Origin of the sequence: Methylomonas fluvii (assembly GCF_014850975.1) — a bacterium.
In the GTDB taxonomy this organism is placed as follows: Bacteria; Pseudomonadota; Gammaproteobacteria; order Methylococcales; family Methylomonadaceae; genus Methylomonas; species Methylomonas fluvii.
Map to the genome: position 1 here is coordinate 1,670,788 of NZ_JACXST010000003.1, position 24,760 is coordinate 1,695,547.

At 53.5% G+C, this 24,760-nt stretch carries 20 protein-coding genes; 5 read left to right on the forward strand and 15 right to left on the reverse strand.

Translation table 11 applies throughout. From position 1 onward, the window contains the following. Window positions 1-111: 111 nt before the first annotated feature. The 7 genes from EBB_RS25180 to nikR all read right to left on the reverse strand — a co-directional run bounded on the left by EBB_RS25180 (window position 112) and on the right by nikR (window position 10,887). Complete coding sequence (locus EBB_RS25180; RefSeq protein ID WP_192396367.1) at window positions 112-4,077, reverse strand: cobaltochelatase subunit CobN; 3,966 nt, start codon at window positions 4,075-4,077, stop codon at window positions 112-114. Next, window positions 4,064-4,399 carry a DUF2149 domain-containing protein gene (locus tag EBB_RS25185; protein ID WP_192396368.1) on the reverse strand — a complete coding sequence of 112 codons (336 nt, stop codon included), beginning with the start codon at window positions 4,397-4,399 and terminating at the stop codon, window positions 4,064-4,066. The genes EBB_RS25180 and EBB_RS25185 overlap by 14 nt, the downstream gene beginning before the upstream one ends. Then, window positions 4,377-4,985, reverse strand: coding sequence for a MotA/TolQ/ExbB proton channel family protein (locus EBB_RS25190; protein ID WP_229427641.1), 609 nt, complete (start codon window positions 4,983-4,985; stop codon window positions 4,377-4,379). Before EBB_RS25190 ends, EBB_RS25185 begins: the two co-directional genes overlap by 23 nt. 217 nt (window positions 4,986-5,202) lie before the next feature. Further along, window positions 5,203-6,309: a HupE/UreJ family protein gene (locus EBB_RS25195; protein WP_192396369.1), complete on the reverse strand. Its 1,107-nt coding sequence runs from the start codon at window positions 6,307-6,309 to the stop codon at window positions 5,203-5,205. A 10-nt stretch (window positions 6,310-6,319) separates the two neighbouring features. Further along, the gene (locus tag EBB_RS25200; RefSeq protein WP_225587759.1) at window positions 6,320-8,521 is read right to left on the reverse strand and encodes a TonB-dependent receptor; all 2,202 of its coding nucleotides are present in this window, start codon (window positions 8,519-8,521) and stop codon (window positions 6,320-6,322) included. Between the two features lie 87 nt (window positions 8,522-8,608). Beyond that, on the reverse strand, window positions 8,609-10,039 hold the full coding sequence (locus tag EBB_RS25205; protein WP_192396370.1) for a HupE/UreJ family protein: 1,431 nt from the start codon (window positions 10,037-10,039) through the stop codon (window positions 8,609-8,611). 383 nt (window positions 10,040-10,422) lie between these two features. Then, window positions 10,423-10,887: a nickel-responsive transcriptional regulator NikR gene (gene nikR / locus EBB_RS25210; protein ID WP_192396371.1), complete on the reverse strand. Its 465-nt coding sequence runs from the start codon at window positions 10,885-10,887 to the stop codon at window positions 10,423-10,425. 143 nt (window positions 10,888-11,030) lie between these two features. Here nikR and EBB_RS25215 point away from each other — a divergent pair, with 143 nt between their 5' ends. The 5 genes from EBB_RS25215 (at window position 11,031) to EBB_RS25235 (ending at window position 13,681) form a co-directional block, all read left to right on the forward strand. Beyond that, entirely contained in the window at window positions 11,031-11,609 is a 579-nt protein-coding gene (locus EBB_RS25215; RefSeq protein ID WP_192396372.1) for a hypothetical protein, read from the forward strand. A gap of 10 nt (window positions 11,610-11,619) precedes the next feature. After that, complete coding sequence (locus tag EBB_RS25220) at window positions 11,620-12,030, forward strand: hypothetical protein (RefSeq protein WP_192396373.1); 411 nt, start codon at window positions 11,620-11,622, stop codon at window positions 12,028-12,030. An 18-nt stretch (window positions 12,031-12,048) separates the two neighbouring features. Beyond that, a complete protein-coding gene (locus EBB_RS25225) occupies window positions 12,049-12,435 on the forward strand; it encodes a copper resistance CopC family protein (protein WP_192396374.1) in 387 nt (128 codons plus the stop codon). Beyond that, window positions 12,432-13,046, forward strand: a complete 615-nt coding sequence (locus EBB_RS25230; protein ID WP_192396375.1) for a hypothetical protein — start codon at window positions 12,432-12,434, stop codon at window positions 13,044-13,046. The genes EBB_RS25225 and EBB_RS25230 overlap by 4 nt, the downstream gene beginning before the upstream one ends. Window positions 13,047-13,186: 140 nt before the next feature. Then, entirely contained in the window at window positions 13,187-13,681 is a 495-nt protein-coding gene (locus EBB_RS25235) for a hypothetical protein (protein ID WP_192396376.1), read from the forward strand. A gap of 82 nt (window positions 13,682-13,763) precedes the next feature. On the opposite strand, the gene EBB_RS25240 is transcribed toward EBB_RS25235, so the two are convergent. The 8 genes from EBB_RS25240 to EBB_RS25275 form a co-directional block, all read right to left on the reverse strand. Beyond that, on the reverse strand, window positions 13,764-14,132 hold the full coding sequence (locus EBB_RS25240) for a hypothetical protein (protein WP_192396377.1): 369 nt from the start codon (window positions 14,130-14,132) through the stop codon (window positions 13,764-13,766). 167 nt (window positions 14,133-14,299) lie between these two features. Further along, on the reverse strand, window positions 14,300-14,860 hold the full coding sequence (locus tag EBB_RS25245) for a HupE/UreJ family protein (RefSeq protein ID WP_192396378.1): 561 nt from the start codon (window positions 14,858-14,860) through the stop codon (window positions 14,300-14,302). Between the two features lie 652 nt (window positions 14,861-15,512). Further along, window positions 15,513-17,780: a TonB-dependent receptor family protein gene (locus EBB_RS25250; RefSeq protein ID WP_192396379.1), complete on the reverse strand. Its 2,268-nt coding sequence runs from the start codon at window positions 17,778-17,780 to the stop codon at window positions 15,513-15,515. 193 nt (window positions 17,781-17,973) lie between these two features. Further along, window positions 17,974-18,408, reverse strand: a complete 435-nt coding sequence (locus EBB_RS25255; protein ID WP_229427642.1) for a hypothetical protein — start codon at window positions 18,406-18,408, stop codon at window positions 17,974-17,976. Window positions 18,409-18,865: 457 nt separating this feature from the next. Next, window positions 18,866-19,876 (reverse strand): class II fructose-bisphosphate aldolase, encoded by a 1,011-nt coding sequence (fba, locus tag EBB_RS25260; RefSeq protein ID WP_192396380.1) that lies wholly within the window; start codon window positions 19,874-19,876, stop codon window positions 18,866-18,868. Between the two features lie 82 nt (window positions 19,877-19,958). Beyond that, window positions 19,959-21,383 (reverse strand): sigma-54-dependent transcriptional regulator, encoded by a 1,425-nt coding sequence (locus tag EBB_RS25265; RefSeq protein ID WP_192396381.1) that lies wholly within the window; start codon window positions 21,381-21,383, stop codon window positions 19,959-19,961. Then, window positions 21,373-23,439 (reverse strand): DAHL domain-containing protein, encoded by a 2,067-nt coding sequence (locus EBB_RS25270; protein ID WP_192396382.1) that lies wholly within the window; start codon window positions 23,437-23,439, stop codon window positions 21,373-21,375. Before EBB_RS25270 ends, EBB_RS25265 begins: the two co-directional genes overlap by 11 nt. Continuing rightward, entirely contained in the window at window positions 23,436-24,401 is a 966-nt protein-coding gene (locus EBB_RS25275) for a cytochrome-c peroxidase (RefSeq protein WP_225587761.1), read from the reverse strand. The genes EBB_RS25270 and EBB_RS25275 overlap by 4 nt, the downstream gene beginning before the upstream one ends. Window positions 24,402-24,760: the final 359 nt, after the last annotated feature.

The window sequence follows — 24,760 nt, forward strand, 5'->3', positions numbered from 1 at the left end:
TGCGTCTATCACGGCGAGACGGCCAATAGGCCCAAAAAACCTAGTCATCGCCGCCAAAGCGGCGATTCAGATTTCCGGTATTCTGAGGTTCCCGCCTTCGCGGGAACGCCGTCAGCCGGGACTTTTAGGTTTTTGCCGCCCTTGCTCCCAATAACCGCGCAGATAACCGATCACAAACAACAGCAAGACCACGAAGCCCAACCACCAGCTTTGCGCCGCACTCAAGGTTTGTTGCTGTTCGGCGTTCTCGCTGGCAGTTTTCTTCTCTTCCATTTCATAGCCTTCCAGCGGCTTGGCGGTATTCGGCGCGGCTTGAGTCTGGGCCGGCGATTGTTGAGCTTGAGCTTGCTGCTGGGCTTGGGTCGGCTGCGGTGGCGGCTGAGACGCCGAAGCCGCCGGTGGTTGCGCCTGCGCACCCGGCGCGGCGGCTTTCGCAGCCTTGGCCGCATCCTGCTGCTCGGCCAGTTTGGTGATTTCCGGGCTGCTGCAGGTGTCCTTGTTGCAAGCCACGCCGGCCTTGGCGATCACTTCCCGGTTAACCTGCTCCAACTTGGCTTTCACCGCCGGATCGGCCTTCCAATAGCCTTTGTTCACCGCCACCAGCATCCGATCCACCATGGCTTGGTAAGCCAGCAGGTTGTCGGCCTGTTCGAACTTTTTCTGGATGTCGAGCTGGTATTTGTCCTCGACATAGGTTTCGTACATGGCCTGCCATTTCTCGGCGCCGACCGCTTCCGGCACCGTCACCTGCCAGCCCCACAGGTTTTCCGCGACCATATTGATGAAGCGCGCTCCCGAGTAACCTTCTTTCAACATCGACTCTATCCATTTCGGGTTTAGGTAGCGGCTTTGCATTTCCCGGCCCTGGTAGCGCTCCAGACTCATGGTCTTGGCGGCGGTCGGGTCGGCCAAGTCGGCAACCAGTACTTCCGGCGTTTTACCGTTGACCTGCCGCGCCGCCATCGCGGTGCCGCCCAGATATTGGAAGAAGTCGTCGCCGTCCAGCGTAGCGTAGACGTTGCTGGAGCGGCTGTGGATCACCGCGTCGGTGTCCTTCAACGACAGTTTGAACAAATCCACCGCCAGCGTTGCGTCCTTGCTGGCCGCTTCGCCCCAATGGCCACGGCCGTAGACGTGGTGCATGCGGTTAAAGAACACGTCGGCCAGTTGCTTTTCGTCGGTCCAGGTGTTGGACAACGGAATCGCCCGGTCCAGATTGGTGCCGTAGGCGCCGGACGGTACGCTGAACAAGCGCGCCGAAGCCATGTCCAGCGCTTCCTCGGCTTTCAAGCCGCGTTTCATCAACTCGGCCTGGGTTTCCTGGATATGCCGGCGCAACGGGTTGTCAGGCTCGTCTTGTTCCTGCGCCTTGGTTTCAGCCTGATCCAGCAGTTTGATCACCGACGCGAACAAGTCGCGGTACAAACCCGACGGGATGATGGTGACATCGACCCTGGGCCGGCCCAGTTTGTCGCGGGCGATGACGTCCACGCCCTGGGTGCGGCCGCGTTCGTCCCAATGCGGTTTGACGCCGAGCAGATGCAGGATTTCGGCTTCCATCACGCCTTCATGGCGCGAGCTTTCCACGCCCCACAAATTGAACACCAGCCGTTCCGGATACTGGCCGTGCTGCTTTTTAAAGTCAGCGACCACTTGCTCTGCCAGCCGCGCGCCTTCGTTGTACACCGCCTCGCTGGGAATCCGCGACGGGTCGAAACCGTACAAATCCTTGCCGGTCGGCAAGGCATCCGGGTTGCGCAACGGATCGCCGCCGCTACCGGCCGGGATGTAGCGGCCGGCCAGCGCATCGATCAGCGCGTCCATTTCGGCGTTGGCGCTGTCTGCCAGCAATTTGGCCGTAGCCTGGATTTTTTGTTTCAACGCCTCGCCTTTCAGCTTGGGATCGCGGGCGACGATGGCTTCGGCGAAACGCTGTCTAGCCGCTTCGTCCGGCGCCTTACCAAAGGTATGCAAACCCAGCGGCACTTTTTTCTCGCGGATTTCCTTTAGGTAATGCTCCAGCTCTTCCAACTGGTCTCCGGTTTCGGCCCGTTCCATTTTCAGGTCTTTCAACAAGCCGGCCTTGCTGGCGATTTGATTAATCTCGTCCAGCCGAATCTTCGCCAATTGCTCGCTTTTTTGGGCAGCGACGTTGTAGTCATCCAGCAAACCCGCCAGTTTGGCCAGTTCCGGATTTAAGTCGGCCTTGTCCAGCGGCGGCGTCATGTGGGAAATGATAGTGGCCATCGCCCGGCGCTTGGCCTGCAAGGCTTCGCCGACGTCGTCCATGATGTAGGGGTAAATTTGCGGCACGTCGGCCATCAAAATCTCGCCGGGATCGGCGGCCGTGAAGCCGACTTCCTTACCGGACAGCCATTCGTGGGTGGCGTGGGTGCCGAGATGAATCATCGCATCGGCGCGGTAGCCTTTTTGCAGCCACAAATAAAACGCCACATATTGATGGTGCGGCGGCATGCTCACGTCGTGATAAAGCTTTTTGACGTCCTGCTCCCAGCCGCGCGACGGTTGCGGCGCGAGCAGCAGATTGCCGTATTGCAGCGCCGGCAGGATCAAAAAGCGTTCGCCTTTGCTGTCGGTCCAGGAGCCGATCTTGCTGTCTTCCGGCTTGCCCCAGGCTTTCAGCATTGCCGCCTTGAAGGTTTCCGGCAAGGCATCGAACCATTTTCGATAATCGGCAATTGGCAACAAGACCGCGCGGCCGCTGGCGGCGGCTTCGGCAATCGCGCCCGGTTCCCAGTTACCCAGATTGATGCCGTGATTTTTCACGGCCGCTTTCAAGGCTGCGCCGTCGGTTGGCGCGTCGCCCAACTGGTAGCCTTCCTGGCGCATGCGCTGCATGATGTTCAACAGCGATTCCGGCAGCACGTTCAAATACGACGCGCCGATGTTTTCCTTGCCGGGCGGGTAGTTGTAATACAGCAGCGCGACTTTTTTGTCGGCGTTGGCGGTATGGCGCAACTTGGCCCATTTGTCTAAACGGTCGGCGTAGCGGGCGATGCGCTCCGGGATCGGCACTTCGCGGACGAAATCCTGGCCGGTGGCTTTATCGTGCACGCTTTCCTTGCTGGCGACCACGGTCGGGGCAATTTCGCCGGCGAATTCCGGTAAGGCCACTTGCCAGGCCCGTTCCATCACATCCAGACCGGTCGCCGATTCGGTCCATTGCACCTGGCTTTGGCTGTTCAAGGCGATGCCGTTCAGCACCGGCACGCCCAGACGCGTCAGTGTGGGAACGGTCTTGTCCGGGCTGGCGCCGATCTTCAAGGCCAGCGCGGCGATAGCTTCGACGCGAGATTTACCGTTGCCATCGACCAGCATTTTTTCCAGGGTTTTGTCGTAGGGATAGCCGAATACCGGCAGCACGTTGTAACCCTTGGCTTCCAGTTGTTCGGCCAGCGTTTTTACCGTATCGGTTTGGCCGGACAAGGCCGAGGAGCGGTAAAACAAAATCGCGATCCAGGGCCGGTCGGCTTTGTAACCGGCATAAGCTTTTTGGTAGCTGTCGAAGTCGGCAAACAATTGCTTGCTGCGTACATCGAAGGCGCCGATTTCCGGCTGGGCTTGCGGCTCTGCGATGTCGGCCTGGACGTTTTTGAGTTTAGCCAAGGCCAGCCGGACCATATTGGCGGCATTGTCCGCGCCGCCGGCCGACATATAGGCTTGCAGGTCTTTATCCAGTTGCAGGCCGTAGTCGGCGAAATCGGCGTCGTAACTCAAACCCACCGCGTACAGCTTGCCACCATGCGCGGCGATCTGTTTAAACACCTCGCCGCCCTCGCGCAGAATGCCGCGGCCGGTGATCTGCGCCAATACCAGATTGGACTGTTGCATTTCGGCCTGATCGGCCTGGGCCAATTTGGAGCTGGAATAAACACGCAACTTCACGCCTTGCAACAGCGGATCGTTTTGCAGTTTGGCGGTGGCCGCGACGGCGGTTTGCGAATCCAGGTCGCCGAGGATCAGGCTCAGGTTGATGGGCGTTTCGGCAGTGGCCGAGCCGGCCGCCAGCCATAGCAGCAGGGTCAGCAGCCAAGCCCGATATTTATTCAGGTACATAAATCACCTTGCCGTCATTCAATCGATAGGCGGTGCCCAAACGCTCGCCGGAACCGCTGAGTTTGCGGTCGGTGACTTTGGATACCTTGATTTGCGAGCCTTTCTTGCTGACGATTTCCATGGTGCCATCGGCGTTTTCCTTGGTCATGGTTACCGTCGATTCCGGGTTCATCAGATCCAGCATGTTGTAGGCCATGAACAAGGCCACCATCATGCTGACAATGAACACCACGCTGGCGTCGAACAAATTGGCGACGCCGGCAATCGGGTCTTCCAACGGCTCGCTGTTGCGGTGCAGACTAGAGCGTCTCAGATAGCGCATGGCCGTCCTCCTCGATTGCCAAATCCTGCACATCCAATACCCGGCTGGCGGCCAGTTCGGCCTGGTGGCGCATCGCCGCAAAATCGGCGCGCAACCATTGCTCGCGCACCAGTGCCACCAAATAGGTAATCACACCGCAACCCAGACCGGTGACGGTGGCTGTAAAGGCCGTGACCATGCTGCCGGCCATGCTGGGAATATTGCCTTGCGCCAAGGCGGCCAGGGAAATGCCCATCGGAATCAAAGTACCCATCAAGCCCAGCGCTGGCCCCAATTTAATGACGAAACGCACCTGATCCAGTTTGATCAATTGCCGATGCTCATGTGTTTGCAGTAACAGTTCCAGTTCGACATCCAGCGGCGCGGCATTGGCGCGTTGCTGGCGACCCAGCGCGACAGCCAGATCGAGAGTAAATAAGCGCACCGTACGCGATCCGGCTTGGCGCCGCTCGAGCCATTCCTGCGCCAAGCGGCCACAGGTGTAGACCGAATAAGCGGCCAGTAAGGTGACGATCAGCAATACCGGCAGGTAGAGCGACGACGAGATCATGTACAGAATTTGTTCTAGCGTATGGGTGAGTTCCACGGCCTTCCTCCTCTATAAAATTGTTGTTGTTTTATTAAAAAATCTTTACCAATCAATCTCTTGCTCGACATACGGCAGCCGCATTAACCTAAACGACAGGCAATAACGGGCCGTGGCTCGAAAGAACCATTTTTTTCGGATTGGGATTGAGTCAGACCAGCTTGAGCCGGCCTTGCGAGTTTTACGGCGGCTTAGCAAAGCCGCCGTTCGGTTTTATTTACAACATGGTTCTCTCCACCAACCAGAATGCTCCCATCAAACTGACCGCGACCGAGCCGCCTCTCAAAAATTTCGCAGAGGCCTCGACCTGATTGTTCAACCACCAGATCATCGGCAACACGATAGCGGCGACGGCGATTTGCCCGGTTTCTATGCCCAAGTTGAACGACAACAAGGGCAGCAAGATGCCGGTGTCGCCGGAAGAAATGTCCATTTCCTGTAACACCCCGGCAAACCCAAAACCATGAATCAAACCGAAGCCAAAGGTCAGCCAATGCCGGCCCTTGGGATGGTCGCCGCGGATGATGTTTTCTACCCCCACGTAGATAATCGTCGCGGCAATAAACGGCTCGACGAAACTGCTCGGCAATTCAATCAGATTAAGCCCGGCGCAAGCCAGCGTGATGGAATGGGCGATGGTAAAGAACGTGATGATTTTCAAGGCCGGCCAAAAGCTATGAGTCACCGCCAACAGCGCGAACAGGAACAGCAAATGATCGTAACCGGTGAGGATGTGCTCGATGCCCAGTTTAAAAAAATCGCCAAACGCCGCGAACGGAGCTTGGGGGGACTCCGCGGCCGCGACGTTGGCGATTGGTAAACTGATTTGGTCGTCGTGTTTGCCGAGCATTTTCTCGCTGAGCGCTTTGCCGTTGGCGTCCCTGACCGTCAAATACTGCTGATGGCCGTCGGGCAGCAAAGCCAAAAACTTCGACTGCACTAACAAAGCGGTTTGCACCGGCCCCGCATAGTGCAGTTCCACCCGCGCATTATTTTGCTCGTCGAAACTGACCTGTCCTGGTTCGCTGGGCAGAACATCATGGCTATCGATATTCACGCGCAGTTGCTCGGCCAACAGTTTGGCAATAGCCGGCTTGGCCGCTTCACGTTCGGCATCGGTCACCTCCGCGTCCAAATCGGCATCCATCGGCGTGAAGGCTTCGATGTCTTGCAACGCAAACGTGACTTTGGCATCGAGTTGCGCGGGTTTAATGGTCACATCCAAGGAGCTCAAGCCCGGCGGATGCGCGTAGACCCACATAGACTGCGACATCATCAGCACAGCCACCAACCCTCTTAAGTCTTTCAAAGTACGAAATTTCATCTGGCGGTCCTTAAAAATTGACCGTGATGGTGCCGCGCACCATGCGTGGCTCGACCGGATGTTTCAGGATGCCGGAACCGGCCGAACCTTGCGGATATTCATAGCCGTAGGCATAGGCGATGTCGTTGCTTTGCGAACCGAGGATATTGAATATATCGATTTCAAACTTGTATTGCTTTTGCTTATAGCCGGCTCCCAGGTTGACGATGTTGGTGTCGCCTGACCATTGATCGGCGCCGTTATCATCCTGTCCCAGATAAACTCGTCCGAAATGGCGCAAGCGGATGGTACCGAACAATCCGTTCGGCGCCTCGATGGTAGCGCCGGTAGAAACGACACGGCCTACCGAGTTGGGGATATACGCGTTATCGGCTGCGTACTTGGCGGTGGTCAAGGCAAAATCGGCGTCTAGCGTCAGCCACTCGAAGGGTTTGTAATAGTTGGTGAACTCGACACCGTAACGATGCGATTTGCCGGTGACGTCGGTAGTGCCCTCGTCGCCGACGAATACCAGCTCCTGGCTGGACTCTAACCACCATAGAGCAAAGGTACTGCTCAAACCGGGAATGTAATTACTACGAATACCCGCCTCGCCGCCGCGCGACCAGGCAGCAGGCCTGATTCTAGCTGCGGCCGAATCGACCGGGCTGCCGTCATTGGGATTGGCTTGCAAGGTAGTACCGCGCGCATCGTTGGAATGATAGCCATAGCCGACGTTGAAGAAATATTCGGTGTCGTACCAAGGGCCGACCACCAAGCTTAACTTCGGACTAACCATCGCTTTGCCACGGCTACCGGAGTTGGCTGCGTTGATGCCGGGATCGTGGTTCTTGTTATCCAGCACCTCAACCTCATTGTTGATGAAATCACCGCGCAAACCGGCGACGGTGCGGACTTTTTCATGCCAGTGCGTGGTATTTTTAAAATAGGTACCGACAGTAGTCACACCGACATTGCTTTTGCTGACGGTATTCAGGATTTGCCGGGCCTGAGTCTCATACAGACCTAAATCCAGAATCTGATCGTTGCGAAATTGCAAGCCGACACTGTTGTCCATTTCAAACCCAAACAGCTTGTTATAGCGGGTATGTTCGAAATGGCCACCGGTTTGGATACGGCGTTCGGATTGCAGAATCTGGTCGCCTTCCGGGCCGCGGGTAAAACCGCTGAAATTGGAAAACAAGTGCAAATCGGTATACAGCGCGTACAGATTGGCATCGTTCTTCCAATTGTCGCCTTGATTCCAAAAACTGCTGGAGACACTGTAGCGGTTGGATTCGCCACCGTCGGTCGGGTCCATACTGCCATACAAGCCGATGCTGCCGTTGTCGACAGCTGCTTGGGGAATCTGATTGGTAGCGGTCCAGCTATTGGTGTAAGCCTTGCCGTTAATCGACATGCCCCAATCGCCACGATCCAGCGTGTAACGCAGCTGGCCGTTGAACTTTTTAGAGTCTTCCGGCACTTCCCAAACGCCGTTGTAGAGATTGAATTCGCCGGCATACAGCAAATCGCCATCGCCCACTTTGGAGGAATTGGCAACTAGGGTCCGGTAGTAATCGAACGACCCGGCGGTAAATTTGGCGATACCCTTATCTAACTTGTCTACTGTGAACATCTTGGCGTAACCGGCCGCCGAGAAATCGCCCACTTCCGCATAATACGGGCCTTTGCCATATTCGACTTTTTTCACCAGCTCGGGAATGATGCTGTTGATGTCCATATAACCTTGACCATGCGCATGGGTGGTCATGTTCATCGGGATGCCATCCACGTAAGTCGTGAAATCGGTACCGTGATCCAGGTTAAAACCGCGCAGGAAGTACTGGTTGGCCTTGCCGGAGCCGCTGTGTTGCGTCGCCACCGCACCGGGGACGACCTCGATCAGTTCGCCGTTGCGGGAGAACGGCCGGTGTTCAAATTGTTTCTGGTCAACCTCGCCTTGTGAGGCTGAACCGGCGATGCCGATCAGGTTTTTGCCTCTACCATCTTCCTCTACCGCTACTGCTTCCAGTTCTTCGGCTTTTTCAGCCTTCGCGGCATGCTTGGTTTTCCTCGGCTGTTTAACCTGTTCCGCAGGCTCGGATTGTGTCTCCTGCTCAACCGGCTCGGCACTTGGCGCGGCCTGCAAGGTCGCGCAGCTTAGGCCCAAAATGATTTCCAGGGCAACAATCAACGGTTTCTTTTTCATCATGGCGTTATACGGATTCATTTCAGCTCCTTTACTGACCGTTAACAGGTGTTAGCGCATAAACGACTTGGGCTCGGCGGACGTGAGTTTGGCTGTGCATTGTCTTCCTCATAAGTTGAATACTTTGTTGGTTTTTATTGTTATGTTTGGATAGGGAATCGCTCTGTCGAGCGGTTTTACTGACATTGCAAACGGCAAGCGCAATTGGCTTACCCAAAGCAAATGAATGCTAACAATCCCGCCTAGAGACTTAGCCTCGGCGGTTAAAGACGATAGAAAATTTGTAGGGCAAACCAAGCGGGCGCTGGCAGAATGCCGACTAGGATCTTGATTGCCAACGGCGCCATCAGGCCTGAAGTGTATGGTCGTTTGGGTAGGGAGATTGCCGCTGTAAGGTCGGGCAAATTTCGCTTGAAGAGCAAACTCTTCAATGAAGGAATTCGAGGTGGTGCAGGAATTTTGAAACGCTTGCGAGGAGGCTAAAACTTTCGAAACGGGCGGCGAAGTGAGGCCGACGCCGTTGCTGAGCAGATGCTTGCCGGGGGTGTGGTTGACATCCCGGTAATAGTGCTTGAAATCTAATCCGGCATTGACCAGATGATCGGCGTCGAACAACGCTCGATCCGGGCAAATAGCTACAAGCTGAGAAGGTTGGGTGTCGACAAGCAAGCGATAATCTTGAGCACCACTGCCACCCTGAGGCTTGTTAAACGATAGTTTTAGCTTACCAACAGCCCCGTGCGTGACAGCAACGCTTGCCATGTCTCGGCATGCTTGCAAATCAGCGATAAGCTCTAGTTGCAGGGCGAGCGAACGAGCATAGTCCCCTCCCGCGGCCTGCATTGCCCACCAAGTTGAAGTTGTTTGCGGCAAACCGGCATGGTGCACCAGTAATTTGGCAGGCGCATTCAAATGGTCTTCACGGTCAGCATCAGCGGATTTGGCCAATGCCGCGTTCGCAAACATCGCAGTCAACAGACACGTGACGCAAAACACCACCAGTTTGGCGACCAATATCCCCGCGCCATGCAACAGCAAGGTCGCCAGCATGAAGCCCAAGGTGTATGAAATCAAACTGGCCGAGGTGGATATTTCCTGACCGTGCGCGTAACCGTGGAAGAACGCAAAAAACGCCACGATCAACACGTTAACTTTGGCGCTGAAACGCACCTTGCGGGTAATCAATACGCTGAACACCGCGCACGACAACAGGATGATGCCTTCGACGCTGGGAAGCGCGATGCCGGCCGCACCGGCCAATCCACCCAAACTCATCACGCCGACGAAGGCCAGCGGCAACATCCAGATGGCCTGTCCGCGCAATTGCGCAGCCCAGATACCCACGGCCAACATGGTGACCAAGTGATCGAGACCGATCAGGGGGTGATTAAAACCGTTACTCCACCCTATATCATCGAAATCGATAAATTGCGTGCTCAAAAAGGCCAACAACAACAAAAACGGCAACCCAAACGATAGCAATAGCTTGCCGGGACTACGTCCGGCATCGGCAAATTTGCTGGTAGGACTGGATTTCATGGTGTCTATGGCAAAGCGTTTGCGCTACTTGAAGAGGGGTCAGATGATACCGCAAAAATATGAATTTAAAAATTTCGCGCTTAAATTTCAGTATACGTTGCGGTTTCGGCATTTTTGAGAATGCCGCGAATTCAGCCGAATCAGCCGCTTAAAGCAAGCATTGGCAAGGCTTGCGCCACACCCTGTAGCCGTCAAAAACCCAAGCAGATTGTCCACGGTTTTCTATGGAAACCCATCCGCAATTCGCGTTCAATCGCTTCGCTGCGAAAAACCGAACTAGACATTGAGGTTGATTGTGTATGAAAATAAAAAAAACATTCTTAAGTCTGCATTCTGCGACCTATTGCTCAGTTGACAAGATGCTATAGCGGGCTAGTCGCTTTTTAACTGTGCGTATGAAAGTGGGCGTGCGAAGAATGACCGTGATGGGAATGTTGCAAGGTAGCAATTTTTATGGGTATCAGGTTAAGGGAGCTGTGCCGTACACCGGTTTCGGCAGACAATTTATCGGCGAGTGAGCGAATTTGCGCCGTTAAACCGCGCAGAAACAAAGTTTCCAGACAGTCATCGTGATCCAGATGCACGTGCATAGATGACACCACCAGATCGTGGGCTTCGTGTTGGTGGTTGGTCAAACGTTCCGCCAGATTGCGCTCGTGATGATTGTAGACATAAGACAAGGTGGCAATACTGTAGATGGCTTGATCCTGAACCAGACGCTTGGTTTCTATTTCCTTGCGTAGTATGTCGCGGACAGCCTCTGAACGGTTCGAATAACTATGCGCAGCTATCCATTGGTCGAATTGCGCGGCCAGTTCGTCGCTGAGTGAGATGGTAAAACGCTCCACAGTCTGCTCCTATGCTTATTGTTATGGGAAACCACAGAATTATAACGCAAGCCCATCTCTACTGACGCGGGGGCGGCCCAGCCATTGCCGAAACAGATAACATTCCACCGGTTTTCCGGCTCACTTTTTGATAGAGGCATTTCATGTCCGCCGGGCAATACACGCACGATAACTTCACCAAGATTCTGATACGCAGTCAGATTTTGATCGCACTCTTGCTGTTGCTCACGCTTGTAGCCGCGGATTTCTGGTTTCCGTCCGCCTACAGCCTGAAAGCCGGCATACACGGCGTAAGCGCCATTTTGGCCGTATTAGTCGGCACCTTTTTGACGCATAGAGCTTTTCCTTTGATTAAAGGTATGAAAGTCAATTTGGAGTCGTTGCGTCGCTGGTTGCTGGCCGCCACCTTGCTGAATTTGGCCGGCGCGATTAGCGGTAATTGGATCTATATGCGCTATCGGGGCCAGGACGGACCGCGCGACTGGATCTTGGCACATCGACCGCTGTTTCATAACGTATTGATGGAATTCAAGGAATTCATCTCGCTGTTCCCGTTTCCGTTAATGCTGTCCGCCACCGTACTACTCTATTACTACGGCCTGCCGATGCAAATCCGTCGCGACTTATGCAAATTTGTCGGCATCACTATCCTGGTGTCCTGGAGCTTTTTGATGCTCGGCTTCGTAGTCGGCCTGATTCTGGCCAAATTGCGTTTCGTTTAGGGAGCTTACGATGAAACCTGATCAACTTCAGCAGCCAAGCACAGAGCGAACAGCCTATACAGGTCCGGCAGTAGCCGCCAGCTTATCGGTGTTGTTGGCCTTTTTCACGCTAATGGTCAGCCACCATATTTCCAGGCTTTCCCCCGGACTGGACAACATGGTACACAGCTTTGGTTATTGGATACCCGGCTCACAGGGCAGCGGTCCCGACGGCAGTATCGGCTCTTACACCGGCAAAGAAACCCTGGCGTTGTTCGTATGGTTTGTCAGCTGGCTGCTATTCCATGTGCTCTGGCGCAAACAAAATTTATCGCTAAGCGCTTGGACTAAGGTTTTTATCGCCGCCTTAGGCTTGATTACACTGGGCTTCTTCCATCCGCTTTCCGACCCCATCGTGCTATTTATTGCCGCATTATTCTGAAAAGGCTGGCTGACATTTATGACTCACAAGACCGCGAAAACAATCGCCGCCGCACTGGTGCTAATGGGCTTCAGTTTGGCATGCCTTGCGGAAGGCGTATTGCTCAAATCCGAGCCCAAAGACAATACCGAGGTAGCGAACTTTGATGGCAATATCAAACTCTGGTTTAGCGGCAATGTCAGCGAACGCTCACCCTCCGTGGTAGTCGTTGATGGCCAGGGCAAACGTGTCGACAATGCGGATACCCGGCTGGTGCTCGGCGAACGCCATCGCCTAACCGCCAGCACCAGAGCCTTGCAGCCCGGCCCGCACGCGATCCGTTACCGGGTCGTCACTGAGGACGGATTGATCGTCAGCGGCGTACTGAAATTTACAGTGACCGACAGCACCGAGGTAAAACCATGACTACTTTGAAAACCTGGCTGCTAGCCACGCTACTTTGCGCGTTTGCCTGGCAAGCCGGCGCCTCGGTGCCGCTGGGCGGCAATCGAAAAGGCGTGGGCGGCGCCTTTGACATGTACGGATGCATGCAAAGCAACAATTACTATGTGGTCAACTTCGCGGCCTACCAATTCGATCCCAGCCAAACCAAGGACAGCAAAACCCTGCCGACTGCGGAATGCATCGACATCCCGTCAGTGGGCAAAACCCAGATTACCTTGGATTTGCTGGATAGAGACGTTCGCAAAAAACCGGTGGCGTTGAAAATTCTGCGCGAAGACGGCGCAACGCTTGCCGAACTGCCGATGGCAGTTGCCAAGCAGGGCGTGGTTTCCGTGGGCGTGGATTTTAAGTCCCCCGGAAAATATCAAGCAACATTACTGGTTAACGACACGGATTTGCATACAGATCCGGAAATTAGCGCCTTGCATATCCCACTGACAGTCGCCTTGGTTGTCGAACAACCCGCCACCGAAAAGCCGCTGTGGATATTTTTCATTGTGATCGGGATATTAGTAGCGGCATTGGCTTACTTCCTGCCTCGGCTGTTGAGATCAAAACCTGCCGACGCCTAGCCTGCGTAAATCCAAAAATGCCTTACAAATGGTCGAAGGGATAAACGCTATATTCCACTTCGGCGTGCCATCGCAGCGCTTGCCGAATTGACCAAAACTTACCAAAACCACTTCCAATAACATCGGCTCAGGAGACCATCATGAACTTATCACGCTTAGCTGCCACCATGCTGATTGGCTCGACCAGCTTATTACTTGCCTGCGCCGACTTACATCACCATGAACACGAGCAGCAACAGAACGCATTTTTTACGCCCGGACTGGGTGAAATCATGGCGCAAACAGCCGCTCGCCATACCAAACTTTGGTTTGCCGGACAGGAGCGAAACTGGGAGCTAGCCGCATATGAAATCGATGAGTTACACGAAGGCTTTGCGGACGCCGGCAAGTATCATCCCACCCACAAAGAAATTAAACAGCCGATTCCGGAATTGATCGCCCGATATATGGATAAGCCACTGGCGGGAATCGAACAAGCTATCAAGGACAAAAATTTGCAGGGATTTATAGATAATTACAATGGGCTAACCGCCGCCTGTAATACATGCCACCAAAGTACCGCCTTTGGTTTTAATGTGGTGGTACAACCCAACTTTAATCCGTTCGCCAATCAGGCGTTTGGTAGCGGCAATTAAGGCTGGTTAAAAACCGGATTATGCGCAGGATATACAACCAGGGAACCAGTCCATGGTTGTATGTTTGTCCGGATATTTTCGGTTACAAGTAGTTTGTCAATTTTGCAAATGCTTCGCGGACTTCTTTCAGCTCTTGTTCTGTACCTGCAAAATCAGATTTTTTTGCTAAGTCTCTGGCTTTTTTCAACCTCAGCACCACCTTGTCACGTTCGAATTCAAATTTGTAGTTGGCGCTCAGCTCGCTGGCATTTTCGGAAATATCCTTAATCAGCGTGGCAATTTCTTGCGAGTTGCCTGACGGAATGGCATTCAAGGCTAATTGAACTTTAGCATCCACATCTTTCAATATCTCAGGCACATTTTTCTTGGCTTCTTTTGCAAATGCTGAACCGGATAAACCCAGCATTGCAAAAAACATGATAAATGCGATAAATATTTTCTTTAATGTCATATCTAAATCTCTTCGATGAATAATTTATTTTTTAAGGTAAACAAAGGCTGTATTTAATGTAGCATTTTATTTCAGGATATCTTGTACTCCTTTTAACGTGAATGATTTAATCTGGGGACCTTTCGTATAAACCAGGATTCGAGAATATCTCCGCATTTAAACTGGCGTTAGACCGTCCGCCCTGCGAGCGGATATTTGGCTTCGAGGCAATTTAACAGCCGGTTTTTGACAACAATCCCGGTTGCCATCAGCATCGCAGTCATCATGGCGAAGCCAGCGGTATAAGCTAAGGCATCCTCATCCAACCATATGTCATAGGCATGCACGTAACCATGAAATAGCATGATATTACCGCCGATAATCGCTTCTATAAGTAATGAAGCCTTAAATCTAAACGCCAGCATCAAGCTCAACAGCAATACCGATAAATTCATAATGATTTCGGCATGAACTAAATCAACAGGCATAAAAATCAGGCCGCCTCCGATTAACATCAAAACCACAAACGCCCAAGGCATGAGATAAATGGTTTGTTTGGCGGATCGAGATAACCACAATCCGACGGCCAGCATCGTTAAAATATGGTCAAAACTTTCTAGCGGATGAATTATGCCGCTTAGAAATCCAACTTCCGCAGCCCCGATATGCAGGGGGTGTGCGTCAACAGAGAGCGGCAGCAAAAATGCCGCCAAACCAAATATCTGAAAGTATCTTGCCTTACTATTCATAGCGTTCCCCTAAACTAAGTCATAAAATTTGATTGGCATTTGGCAGGTATTGAAATAAAAATCTTGATGCCCTGCTAACCACATAGACAGAAGCGCCAAGCCACTTCCGAGTTTACCGAAACTATAGAAATTCAACCGGTCGCGGCTGACTGAATTTTTCATCCTGTTAGCAAGCTAAATTTCTAAGTCCTTTATATCTATTTTGCATTTCCGCTATGCCTTGTGCGGTAAGGGTATTATTTATTCCGCGAACTGGCAGCATTGAACTTGACTTTAAGCAAAGTCAAAGTTATTCGAAAAATCAACTCACAGACCTAAATTCTTATCGCAAAAAAAACCGCTAAATACTCGATAAAACTCTAAAATACGTTATTTTCAATTTCGTTTGGCGTTTCCTTAAAAAAGGCGCAATAAGCATTAGAAACGCACTTACTCTAAACGAGATTAACAGCATTTCCTTCTGAGGCACTTATTGCGCCATTAAGCCTCATACACGAAAAAATCCTTCATAGAATCCGACGGCAAAAACATATCCAGAACTTAACAAACTGTACTTTTATTATTCGGAATGCGGAGCAATTTTAGCACTATTATGAAATTAAAATAAATTTTCTTACTATTTTTTCTAACCCTCTTTTCGTTAATAATTCCCTCAAAATTCGTATTTAATACCTGCCTGCACCAACCGTGGCGATCCCGGCAACATACCGCGCACCCGGTCTACCAGATAATCGTTATCCAACATATTTTTCAACGCGACGTGCAAAGTCAGATTCTTTTGCACTTTGTAAGAGGTGGCAAAATTGACCACGATGTATTCGTTAACTTTGCCGTATTGCCCGGACAGGGCTTCCACGCTGCCGGCACCGTTGGGATGCTGGGCACCGCTTTGCAAATTCATGAAATCGCCAAATTGTTGATCGACGAACACCGTTTCGAAATGCGCATCGAAGCCGTTGGAATGCGAATAACCGACGGTAGCGGTCAGCAAGTTTTCGGGCGCATAGGGCAAGCGTTTTCCCGCTTCGGAACCGTAAACATTGCCGCTCGGGCAACTGCTTTCCGGCTGCGGCGTGCCGTTGGAGCGCAGCATGCAGCGGAACGCCGATGTCGATTCGGCGGTCGGCAGCCAGGTATAAGCAATTTGCAGATAAGGATTATGATTCCAGCCAAACACATCGCCCAAATCGACCCGATTGAAAAACTCCACACCCTCGAACAGGGCCGAGCCCTGAGCGACCGGCGAATCGTTGCCGCCCACCGTACCCAATGCGGTGAGTACCTGGAAATCGTTATGGAAGAAAGTCAACTCGCTTTTGATACCGCGCAGCGGTTGACTACGGACGCCAAACTCGAAATTCCAGCTTTTCTCGGCGCCGATCTCCACACTGTTGCCGTCGGCGCCAATCGTATCCTCGACCCGTTGCGGCGCAAACCCTCGATGCACGCCAAAGAACAGCGTCGCTTCGTCAACCGGCGAATAGGTCATCGCAAACGACGGCAAGGGCTCGGTTACCGACGAACCGCCCCGCGCGCCGTTTAACTTGTTCAAACGCTCGTAACTGACCGACTCGACCCGCACGCCGGGTGTTGCGGTCCAGTTGCGCCAGATCAATTTGTTCTGCACGAAACCGGAATAGGCCTCGGCAAAACGTTCCTGAAATTCGCTGCGCGTGCCGCTGCGAGCAATACCCGATGTGCCTTCCTCGGTGCGCCGGTATTGACTTTCCATGTGCGCGCGAAACCCGGCTTCCAGCTGGCTTTCTACGCCGAACAAGTCATGCTTGGCGTGAAGAGTGGGTGCCACGCCCCAGGTTTCGTAATCGCGCAAGCGACCCCGCACCCACGGACAATCGGTATCGACATTCACGGCCTCGCCATTCATCCGGGCCGCGCGAAACGCCGTGCCGCAACCCACGGTATCGGTCGGCTGCTGATTTTCCTGCCGCCACCAATCGCGGTGAAATCCGGACCAATAAAAACTGGTTTCCAGCGTCACATCTTTATTGAAACTGTATTCGTGCGTCGCCGACGCCGCCCAGCGGTTAGTTGTAAAACGATCGTTTTTGAACGGGTTGTAACGCGAGCCGAAGTTGCGGTACTCGGCCTCGGTCAAACCGAAAGTCGATTGCGAATCTTCCTGATAAAAGTCGCCGCGCAAGGTCAAGCGGTGCCTGGCATCGATATCGATGATGCTCTTTAAATTGACATCGTCGAGCTTGGCGAAGGTGTTATCGCGGGCGCCATCGCCTTCCTTGTGGATATAGTCGATGGTGCCGCCGGCGCTATCGACACCGGGAATGCCATTGAACATGCCGCCGTAACGAACGTGACCGTTCAAATAGTCGCGATTGCCGCCGGTAAAACTGGCAAAGCCGCCGGGCTTGGTCGGCACTTTCGGCGTCAGATAATTCACCGCGCCGCTAAGGGTTTGCGGACCGAACTGGGTCAGATCGGCGCCTTTATAAATTTCGATGCCGTCGTAGCGCTCAATCGGCGGATGATAGTAAATGTCGTTGTCGCCATAGGGCGCGAAGTTGAACGGCAAGCCATCTTCCAGAAATAACACCTTGGTGGACCGAAACGGATTCATGCCGCGTATACCGATATTGGGGCGAATACCCAAGCCTTCCTCGTCGCGGACAAACACGCCCGGTGCCTTGCGCAAGGCTTCGTTGACGGTAAATACCTGGTCGCGCGCCAAGGTTTCTTTATCGATCACCGCCGTCGTGCCGGAAAAGGTTGCCGCTTTTTCGACGTTTTCAGCCACCTCGACGTCAGGAAGTTCGTCAAGGTGCTGTGCACTCGATTTCTGTACTTGCGTTCCAACAACTGGTAAATAAGCTGATGATTCGGCAAAAACCAGGCTCACATCTCCAAGCACTAACAACACTGCTAATAACGGCAAGGCATCCTTCATATATCTGATCTCTCTATCCAGCCTGATCGGCATAAGTTCCAGGCTTAAGCAAAACCTGATTCTTTGCGAGGATAGCAAAATGCCATAAATGTGTGAACTATTTTTTATTTTTCATACAACAGTCCCAGTTCATCCATGCTTTAAATAAATTCAAGCTAACGAATTCTTATGGCGGGTAGCCATTGGAACTAAATTACATCGCATGCATTTTGTAATCGACTCGCGGATAGCCCTTCTTATCGCGGGGATCAGTACTGTCAGCAGTGTCTTGAACGCCACGTTGTTGTATAGATTTTGAAATCATCTGTTCCCAATTTTCATACTGGGCATATTCCGTATCACCGGAGGCTTTGCGTTTAGCGAAATTATCCTTCCCCAAATCGATCAACTCTTTCGAGGTTTTCCCGTCAATGGCTTGCAAGAATTCATCATTGTTCTTGATTTGATCGCGCAACAGCCAATAGGCCACCTCAAACGGTATCCGCTCCTCCAGCGCTAAATGCTCTTTAATATAAAAAACGGACTTCTGCGCAGACTGCAAACTCCGCGCATTGATCTGATTCGCCTTGCTGCAAGCGCCTATCGACCATCCAAGCGATGCCATTAAAATCACAACTAAAATTCTCACCTTACCTCCCGAATACTATGCCGCAGGCCGTTTCCAGCATCACAGATAAATGAACTACACACTTTCAGACAAACTTAAGCGGCCTGGGATTGTAACATTTTTAAGATGATTATTTTTTTTGTCTTAACAAGACTGTCAATCCGCTTGCGGGCCTGAATATCTCGCCAACCTTGGTGGTTAAATTCAAATTACTTGAGGGGATTGGTAGCCCTCTTCTTAGCGATCCGCAAATATCGCGCCCGCTAAAGTTCGACCTGATAAGGCTTTAGCTGCCCTAAACCTCAATACCTTTGTTCAGCCAGGTAAAAAACAGAGACCAGTGGGCTTTCCGGCAATAATTGAGTCTGTCGCGTTTGTGGGTCCGCGACCAAGAGGTGGGAATAACGACGACGCGCATCGGCAGGGCCGTGCCCGGATTTCCCGCAATCTGCGGAGATCCGAGCGGCTCATCGATGGCCTACTTATAGCGCTGCGCCATTTCGCTTAATGGCTTGGCTTTAATTTTACCGGCGTGTCCAGCTGAACCGAATACTTCGTAACGTGCCTGGCAAAGCGTCTGCATCGCATCTCTGGCGGCTTGGTAAATCTTGCGGGCATCCAATTCCGCGGCATGTTCCGGTTGGGCGACAAAGCGGCGAATCGCGCCAGTGGAGGCCATGCGTAAATCGGTATCGATATTGACTTTGCGCACCCCGTATTTAATGCCTTCCACAATTTCCGCCACCGGCACGCCATAGGTTTCCGGAATATCGCCGCCGTATGCGTTGATAACTTGCAACCAGTCTTGCGGCACCGAGCTGGAGCCGTGCATGACAAAATGCATATTCGGCAGACGCTGTTGCAAGGTTTTTAAACGACTGATCACCAACACTTCGCCTGTCGGCGGCTTGCTAAATTTATACGCGCCATGACTGGTGCCTATGGCCACCGCCAACGCATCGATTTGGGTTTGTTTGACAAATTCCACCGCCTCGTCGGGATCGGTCAGCAAGCGGCTGTGATCCGCATCCTGCTGACTTTCCAGCGAACCCAAGCAACCGATTTCACCTTCCACCGACACGCCACAGGCATGCGCCATATTCACCACGCGGCGGGTCACCTCGACGTTATAGACAAACGACGCCGGCGTTTTCATATCTTCCAGCAACGAACCGTCCATCATCACCGAACTAAATCCCGATTGAATAGCTTGAGCGCAAATATCCGGCGATGGCGCGTGATCGCGGTGCATCACCACCGGAATATGCGGATATTGCTCGACGGCAGCCAAGATCAAATGCCGCAGAAACACCTCGCCGGCATAGCGATTAGCGCCAGCCGAACCTTGCATAATCACCGGGCTGTCACAGGCATCCGCCGCCTGCATGATGGCCTGCACTTGCTCCATATTACTGATGTTAAAAGCCGGCACGGCAAAGCTGTGTTCGGCGGCATAATCCAAAAGTTGTCGTAAAGATATTAAAGCCACGCTTGGCTCTCCTTAGCGTTGTTATATTAAATTCGATGGCGTCTGACGGCATCTATACCGCCCGAACAAAAAAGTTACCGGCTCACAAGCTTTCCGCGTCGCGGCGAATCAGCCGCTTGTTGAGTGCCTGCCGGCTAATACCCAACAGGCCGGCTGCGACGCCCTGATTGCCTTGGGCACGCTTTAAGGCCTCGCTGATCAGCGACTCTTCGGCTTCTTTCAGCGTCGGCAAACGCGCCGGGAAATTGCCGGACGATGCCAGATTCGCACTTGCCAAATCCTCTTCGCCAGAGCTTGGCATGTGCTCGGCAATGGCCTCCTTGAAACTCTGTAAGGACAGCACCGCGCCCTGGCTACGAGCCACCGCATCGAAGGCCATGCCTTCGAGTTCGCGGATATTGCCGGGGAACGCGTAATTATGCAACCACTGAAACAACGCCGGCGGTACGCTGAGTGCGGGCTTGCCCAGGCTGTCGGCAGCTTTCTCCACAAAATGCAGCGTCAGCTGCGGTAAGTCTTCCCGGCGTTCGCGTAGCGGCGGCAGTTGGATATGATGGGTCCGCAAGCGAAAGTATAAATCCTTGCGAAAGCTGCCCAAATCAACCTGGCGTCTGACATCACAATGGGTCGCCACGATGATGCGCGCCCTGCTCTGCCGGGGCCGATCCGCGCCTATCGGATAAAACGAACCATCCTGCAATAAACGCAACAGCTTGACTTGCGATGCGATGCTGAGGTCGCCGATTTCATCCAGAAACAGCGTGCCATCGCCGGTACTGGCCAACAAACCGTCGCGCGCCCGTTCGGCGCCGGTGAACGAGCCTTTGGCATGGCCGAACAACGTATCGGAAAACAAGGTGTCGTCCAGGCCGGCGACGTTGACTGCCACCAAATCACCCGCGCGCCCGGACAGCCGATGCAAGGCGCGGGCAATCAGCTCCTTGCCGGCCCCGGTTTCGCCGCTAATCAACACCGGCTGCGGCGAAGCGGCGATGGCTTCGATGTAACGGAAGATGGCAAACATGGCCGGGCTTTGCGTGACGATGTCGGCGAATGCGCTGGGTTCATGCGGGCTATTGGTAAGCATCCGCTCTTTCAGCGACAAAAATTCTGCGCGCAGCACCCTACTTTCCACCGCCCGCCGCACTGCGGCCACCAGACAGTTTTGCTCCACCGGCTTCAGTAAATAATCGCTGGCGCCGCTGCGCATGCACGCCACCGCAATCTGCAAATCGTTGGTGGCGGTCATCATTATCAGCGGGATTTCCGGATACTCAACGGCTATCTGCTCCAATAATTCCCGGCCGGACAGATGCGGCATGGTCAAATCCAGCACGATTACGCCGATGGGCCGGTTTGCCAGCAATGGCAATACCGTCCGGCTATCGTCCAGCGTCAGCACCTCGCTAAAACCGGCGCTACGCAACACCAAACTGGCGCTGTGCAACAACTGCGCTTCGTCGTCCACCAACAAGATAGGCAGATTGCCCAGGTCTTTACATTGCATGATTCGCTGCCATCGCCGGCCCGGAATTCACCGAAAAAATAACCCGCGCACAGGTGCCTTGCCCCGGCTCGGATGAAAAACTTAAGCTTCCGCCTTGGGCGCGCAGCAATGAAGCGCTGATCGCCAAACCCAAGCCGGTGCCGCCATTAGCTTGTTTCGTGGTAAAGAACGGGTCGCAGAGTTGTTGGATATGTTCGGCGGCAATACCGATGCCTTCGTCTCGCACTTCCACACACAACTGCCGGCCGTCATTCAACAGTTTGGTGGTAACGCTGACGGATTTTTCCGGGTCAGGGAGCGCTTCCAGGGCATTAATCAACAGATTGACCAGCACCTGTTCCACTTGCTGCGGCTTGCCGCGCAGCTCCGGCAAGCCCTCGGCCAAATCGGTTTTGAAATGCCGGGTTTTTTGGTCTAGCAAATGCTTCAGTAAAGCTAGCGCCCGCGCCACCACATCGTTAATAGCAAACGATACAGCAGCCTCACTGCTGGGCGGGCGGGCATAATGTTTCAGTTCCGCGACTATGCGTTCAATGCGTTTGGCGCCATCCCTGACATCGCGGATCAACACCGCCGCGCTATTGCGCATTTCGCTGTAAGGCAAGCCGCCTAAGGCAAATTCGCCGGCCGTTTGATAATGCTCTTCCAACACCTCCAGCGCATCGCTCCAAATATCGGCAAGTAACCCGGAATTAAACAGAATCAGTTGATTGGGGTTATTGATTTCATGCGCGACGCCGGATACCAAAGTACCCAAGGCCGTCATTTTATTGGCCTGAATCAGTTGCAGTTCTTGCTGGCGGGCGACCTGTTCCAGTTGCTTGCGGACACTAATGTCGCGGATGATTGCGGTCAAATAGTGCTCGGTCCCGCGCGTCCAACGGGATAGCGACAATTCGACCGGAAACTCGCTGCTGTCCTGCCTTAAAGCTATCGAATCCAGCATCGGACTAGTAAGTCGATTTATCTCCCCTGCTTCGCGAATTTGGTCGAAAAAGTCTGGCGACGGGTTTGCCAGCAATTGCTGAAATGGCTGACCTAGCATCTGGCCTGCCGGAAAGCCAAACATCAGTTGCGCGCCCTGGTTCCAGGATACGATATTGCCTTGCATGTCCACAGAGACAATCGCCTCATGCGCCGAGTCGGTAATGGCGCGCAGCCGGGCTTCACTTTCCCGTAACCAGGATTCGGCTTGCAGGCGTTCGTTGGTTTCTTGTTGCAAATTGGCGTGGACCTTTCGCAAAGCCAGCGTGTTCGCCCTGAGCATGACAAATTGATACAGCAAATACGCCAACAGGATGACGGCGACCAAATACAGCGCCAAACGATAGGCTTCGGCTTGTTGCTCCACGCTGCCACTGTACTGGCGCAGGGCTTGTTGCAAATCATCGACCCGGCTGACGATAGGCTGGGCGATGATCTGCCGCAAGAGCGAATCCACTTTGGGCGACACGTCGATAATCAGTCGGCCGTGGGCGATCAGCACCCGATAATCATCCGACTGTGCGGCCAGCCCGGCTAGCCGATCAAGCTCCTGCTGAATTTCCACGGCCAATTCCGGCTGCGGGCTGTCCATGAAACTAAACATCAAGCGCCATAAATTGCCCAGCTTGGCGGCATCACCGGGCTTTGCGGCGGCCCGCAAGGTTTTACCAATTTCGTCGAAGGACATCACCGAATTGCGCAGCAAGGCATTATCGGATTTTAGGTATTCGATCTGCCCCAAGCGCTCCTGGACTGTTGCGGTTAACTGGTCCGCTAAATTACCAAGCAATTGCCCCTGCTCCACCGTTTGCAATTCGGTTTGCAAACTCTGCGACAAGCGCAGCAGCTCCTGACCGGCTTTGGTCAGGGCATCGTAGTTAGCGAGCAGGCCGGCGCGGGCCAGCAAAATATCGCGCATCAGTTCCGCATCGCGCAATTCGATGATACGCAACGTGCTTTGCAGACGGTTACGCCGCTCCAGTTCCGGGCTGGCGCTTTGTAGCCAGAGATAGGTCAAGGCCAGCAACAGACCGGCGACGATCAGCCTGGGCTGCCAGGAAATCGCGGTCATGGTTTGGCTGCTTGGCTGGCGACCAAAGCCTTACCGGCGTATTCCCCGGTCAATGTCTTTAGAAATTTAACGATAGCATCGCGCTGCTTCGCCGCCAGCCGCTTACCCAGTTGATGCTCGGCCATCGTATCCACCGCCGCTTCCAAAGTAGCGGCACGGCCATCGTGAAAATAGGGCGCGGTCACAGCGACATTACGCAAGCTGGGCACCCGAAACACGCCTCGGTCTCTGTCGTTGCCGGTTACGCTGTAGCGCCCCTCGTCTACTGGGCCTTGCTGGCCTTGCGGTGCGCCGAATATGCCGAACTTCTGGAATAGGTTGCCGCCCAGATTGACGCCCTGATGGCAGGCCACGCAGCCCAGGGCCTTGAACCCATGAAAGCCTTCCTGTTCGTCAGCGTCAAGCGCCGTTGTTTCACCGCGTAGAAAGCGGTCGAAGCGGGCATTGGGCGTGATCAAACTGCGTTCAAAATGGCTCAAGGCATCGACGACGTTGGCTTTGGTCAATCCGTCCGGGTAGATTCGAGTAAATGCATCGACATAATCCGGCACCCCGCGCAAACGCTCGAGCAACTCCGGCCATTTGGCGTTCATGATTTTCGGATTAAGCATGACTTTTTCGGTGTGGGCTTCCAGCGTGGTGACGACCCCATCCCAATTAAAAAAATAGTTGAAGGAGACATTGAACAAGCTGGGGGTATTGCGCAGCCGCGAAATCCCGTCCGCCGCTTCGGCGCGGACTTTGCCGTCCATGCCACCGCTGTCTAGCGGATGACAACTGGCGCAAGAGCGCTGGCCTTGGTCGGAGAGTTTGGGATCGTGAAATAAGCGTTGGCCCAACAGCACGCGCGGCGCATCTAAAGCCACCTTGAGCGGCAAGGGCGCCAGCGGTTCCGGGGTTTGCGCCCGCGCGACCATCGTTAAGGCCATCCCCATGCCAGCCGCTAAAAAAAGCCCAAACATACTTTTCTGCGTCATGTTTACGTGTGTCAAAGCGTGGTTTACGAATCCGGTCTTCATTCTATCCTCGATTGAAATCGCGGTAAGCCTAAATTTCGCGCTGAATCAACGGCCTTTTGCTGCGATCATCGGGCCAGGTTTATTAACCAATGCCTTTATAAGTTAAGGTTTAACCGTTCACCCTGAGCGTGTCGAAGGGTGAATGGTTAAGCCGATCATGGTTCGACAGGCTCACCACGAACGGCTTAACTTAACGGCATTGATTTATAAGCGCTCCGTCCCCCTGAGACAAAAGTTGCTGAATAAGCCACTCTGTCAACCACCCTCCGCCGCTTAGGGTCCTGCATCGCTGCGCTTGCGAG

What these genes read in the sequence shown, in the direction of transcription:
- EBB_RS25180 (WP_192396367.1), bottom strand. Translation starts at nt 4,077, where the DNA reads ATGTACCTGAATAAATATCGGGCTTGGCTGCTGACCCTGCTGCTATGG.
- EBB_RS25185 (WP_192396368.1), bottom strand. Translation starts at nt 4,399, where the DNA reads ATGCGCTATCTGAGACGCTCTAGTCTGCACCGCAACAGCGAGCCGTTG.
- EBB_RS25195 (WP_192396369.1), bottom strand. Translation starts at nt 6,309, where the DNA reads ATGAAATTTCGTACTTTGAAAGACTTAAGAGGGTTGGTGGCTGTGCTG.
- EBB_RS25200 (WP_225587759.1), bottom strand. Translation starts at nt 8,521, where the DNA reads ATGAATCCGTATAACGCCATGATGAAAAAGAAACCGTTGATTGTTGCC.
- EBB_RS25205 (WP_192396370.1), bottom strand. Translation starts at nt 10,039, where the DNA reads ATGAAATCCAGTCCTACCAGCAAATTTGCCGATGCCGGACGTAGTCCC.
- EBB_RS25215 (WP_192396372.1), top strand. Translation starts at nt 11,031, where the DNA reads ATGTCCGCCGGGCAATACACGCACGATAACTTCACCAAGATTCTGATA.
- EBB_RS25220 (WP_192396373.1), top strand. Translation starts at nt 11,620, where the DNA reads ATGAAACCTGATCAACTTCAGCAGCCAAGCACAGAGCGAACAGCCTAT.
- EBB_RS25225 (WP_192396374.1), top strand. Translation starts at nt 12,049, where the DNA reads ATGACTCACAAGACCGCGAAAACAATCGCCGCCGCACTGGTGCTAATG.
- EBB_RS25230 (WP_192396375.1), top strand. Translation starts at nt 12,432, where the DNA reads ATGACTACTTTGAAAACCTGGCTGCTAGCCACGCTACTTTGCGCGTTT.
- EBB_RS25235 (WP_192396376.1), top strand. Translation starts at nt 13,187, where the DNA reads ATGAACTTATCACGCTTAGCTGCCACCATGCTGATTGGCTCGACCAGC.
- EBB_RS25240 (WP_192396377.1), bottom strand. Translation starts at nt 14,132, where the DNA reads ATGACATTAAAGAAAATATTTATCGCATTTATCATGTTTTTTGCAATG.
- EBB_RS25245 (WP_192396378.1), bottom strand. Translation starts at nt 14,860, where the DNA reads ATGAATAGTAAGGCAAGATACTTTCAGATATTTGGTTTGGCGGCATTT.
- EBB_RS25250 (WP_192396379.1), bottom strand. Translation starts at nt 17,780, where the DNA reads ATGAAGGATGCCTTGCCGTTATTAGCAGTGTTGTTAGTGCTTGGAGAT.
- EBB_RS25265 (WP_192396381.1), bottom strand. Translation starts at nt 21,383, where the DNA reads ATGCAATGTAAAGACCTGGGCAATCTGCCTATCTTGTTGGTGGACGAC.
- EBB_RS25270 (WP_192396382.1), bottom strand. Translation starts at nt 23,439, where the DNA reads ATGACCGCGATTTCCTGGCAGCCCAGGCTGATCGTCGCCGGTCTGTTG.
- EBB_RS25275 (WP_225587761.1), bottom strand. Translation starts at nt 24,401, where the DNA reads ATGTTTGGGCTTTTTTTAGCGGCTGGCATGGGGATGGCCTTAACGATG.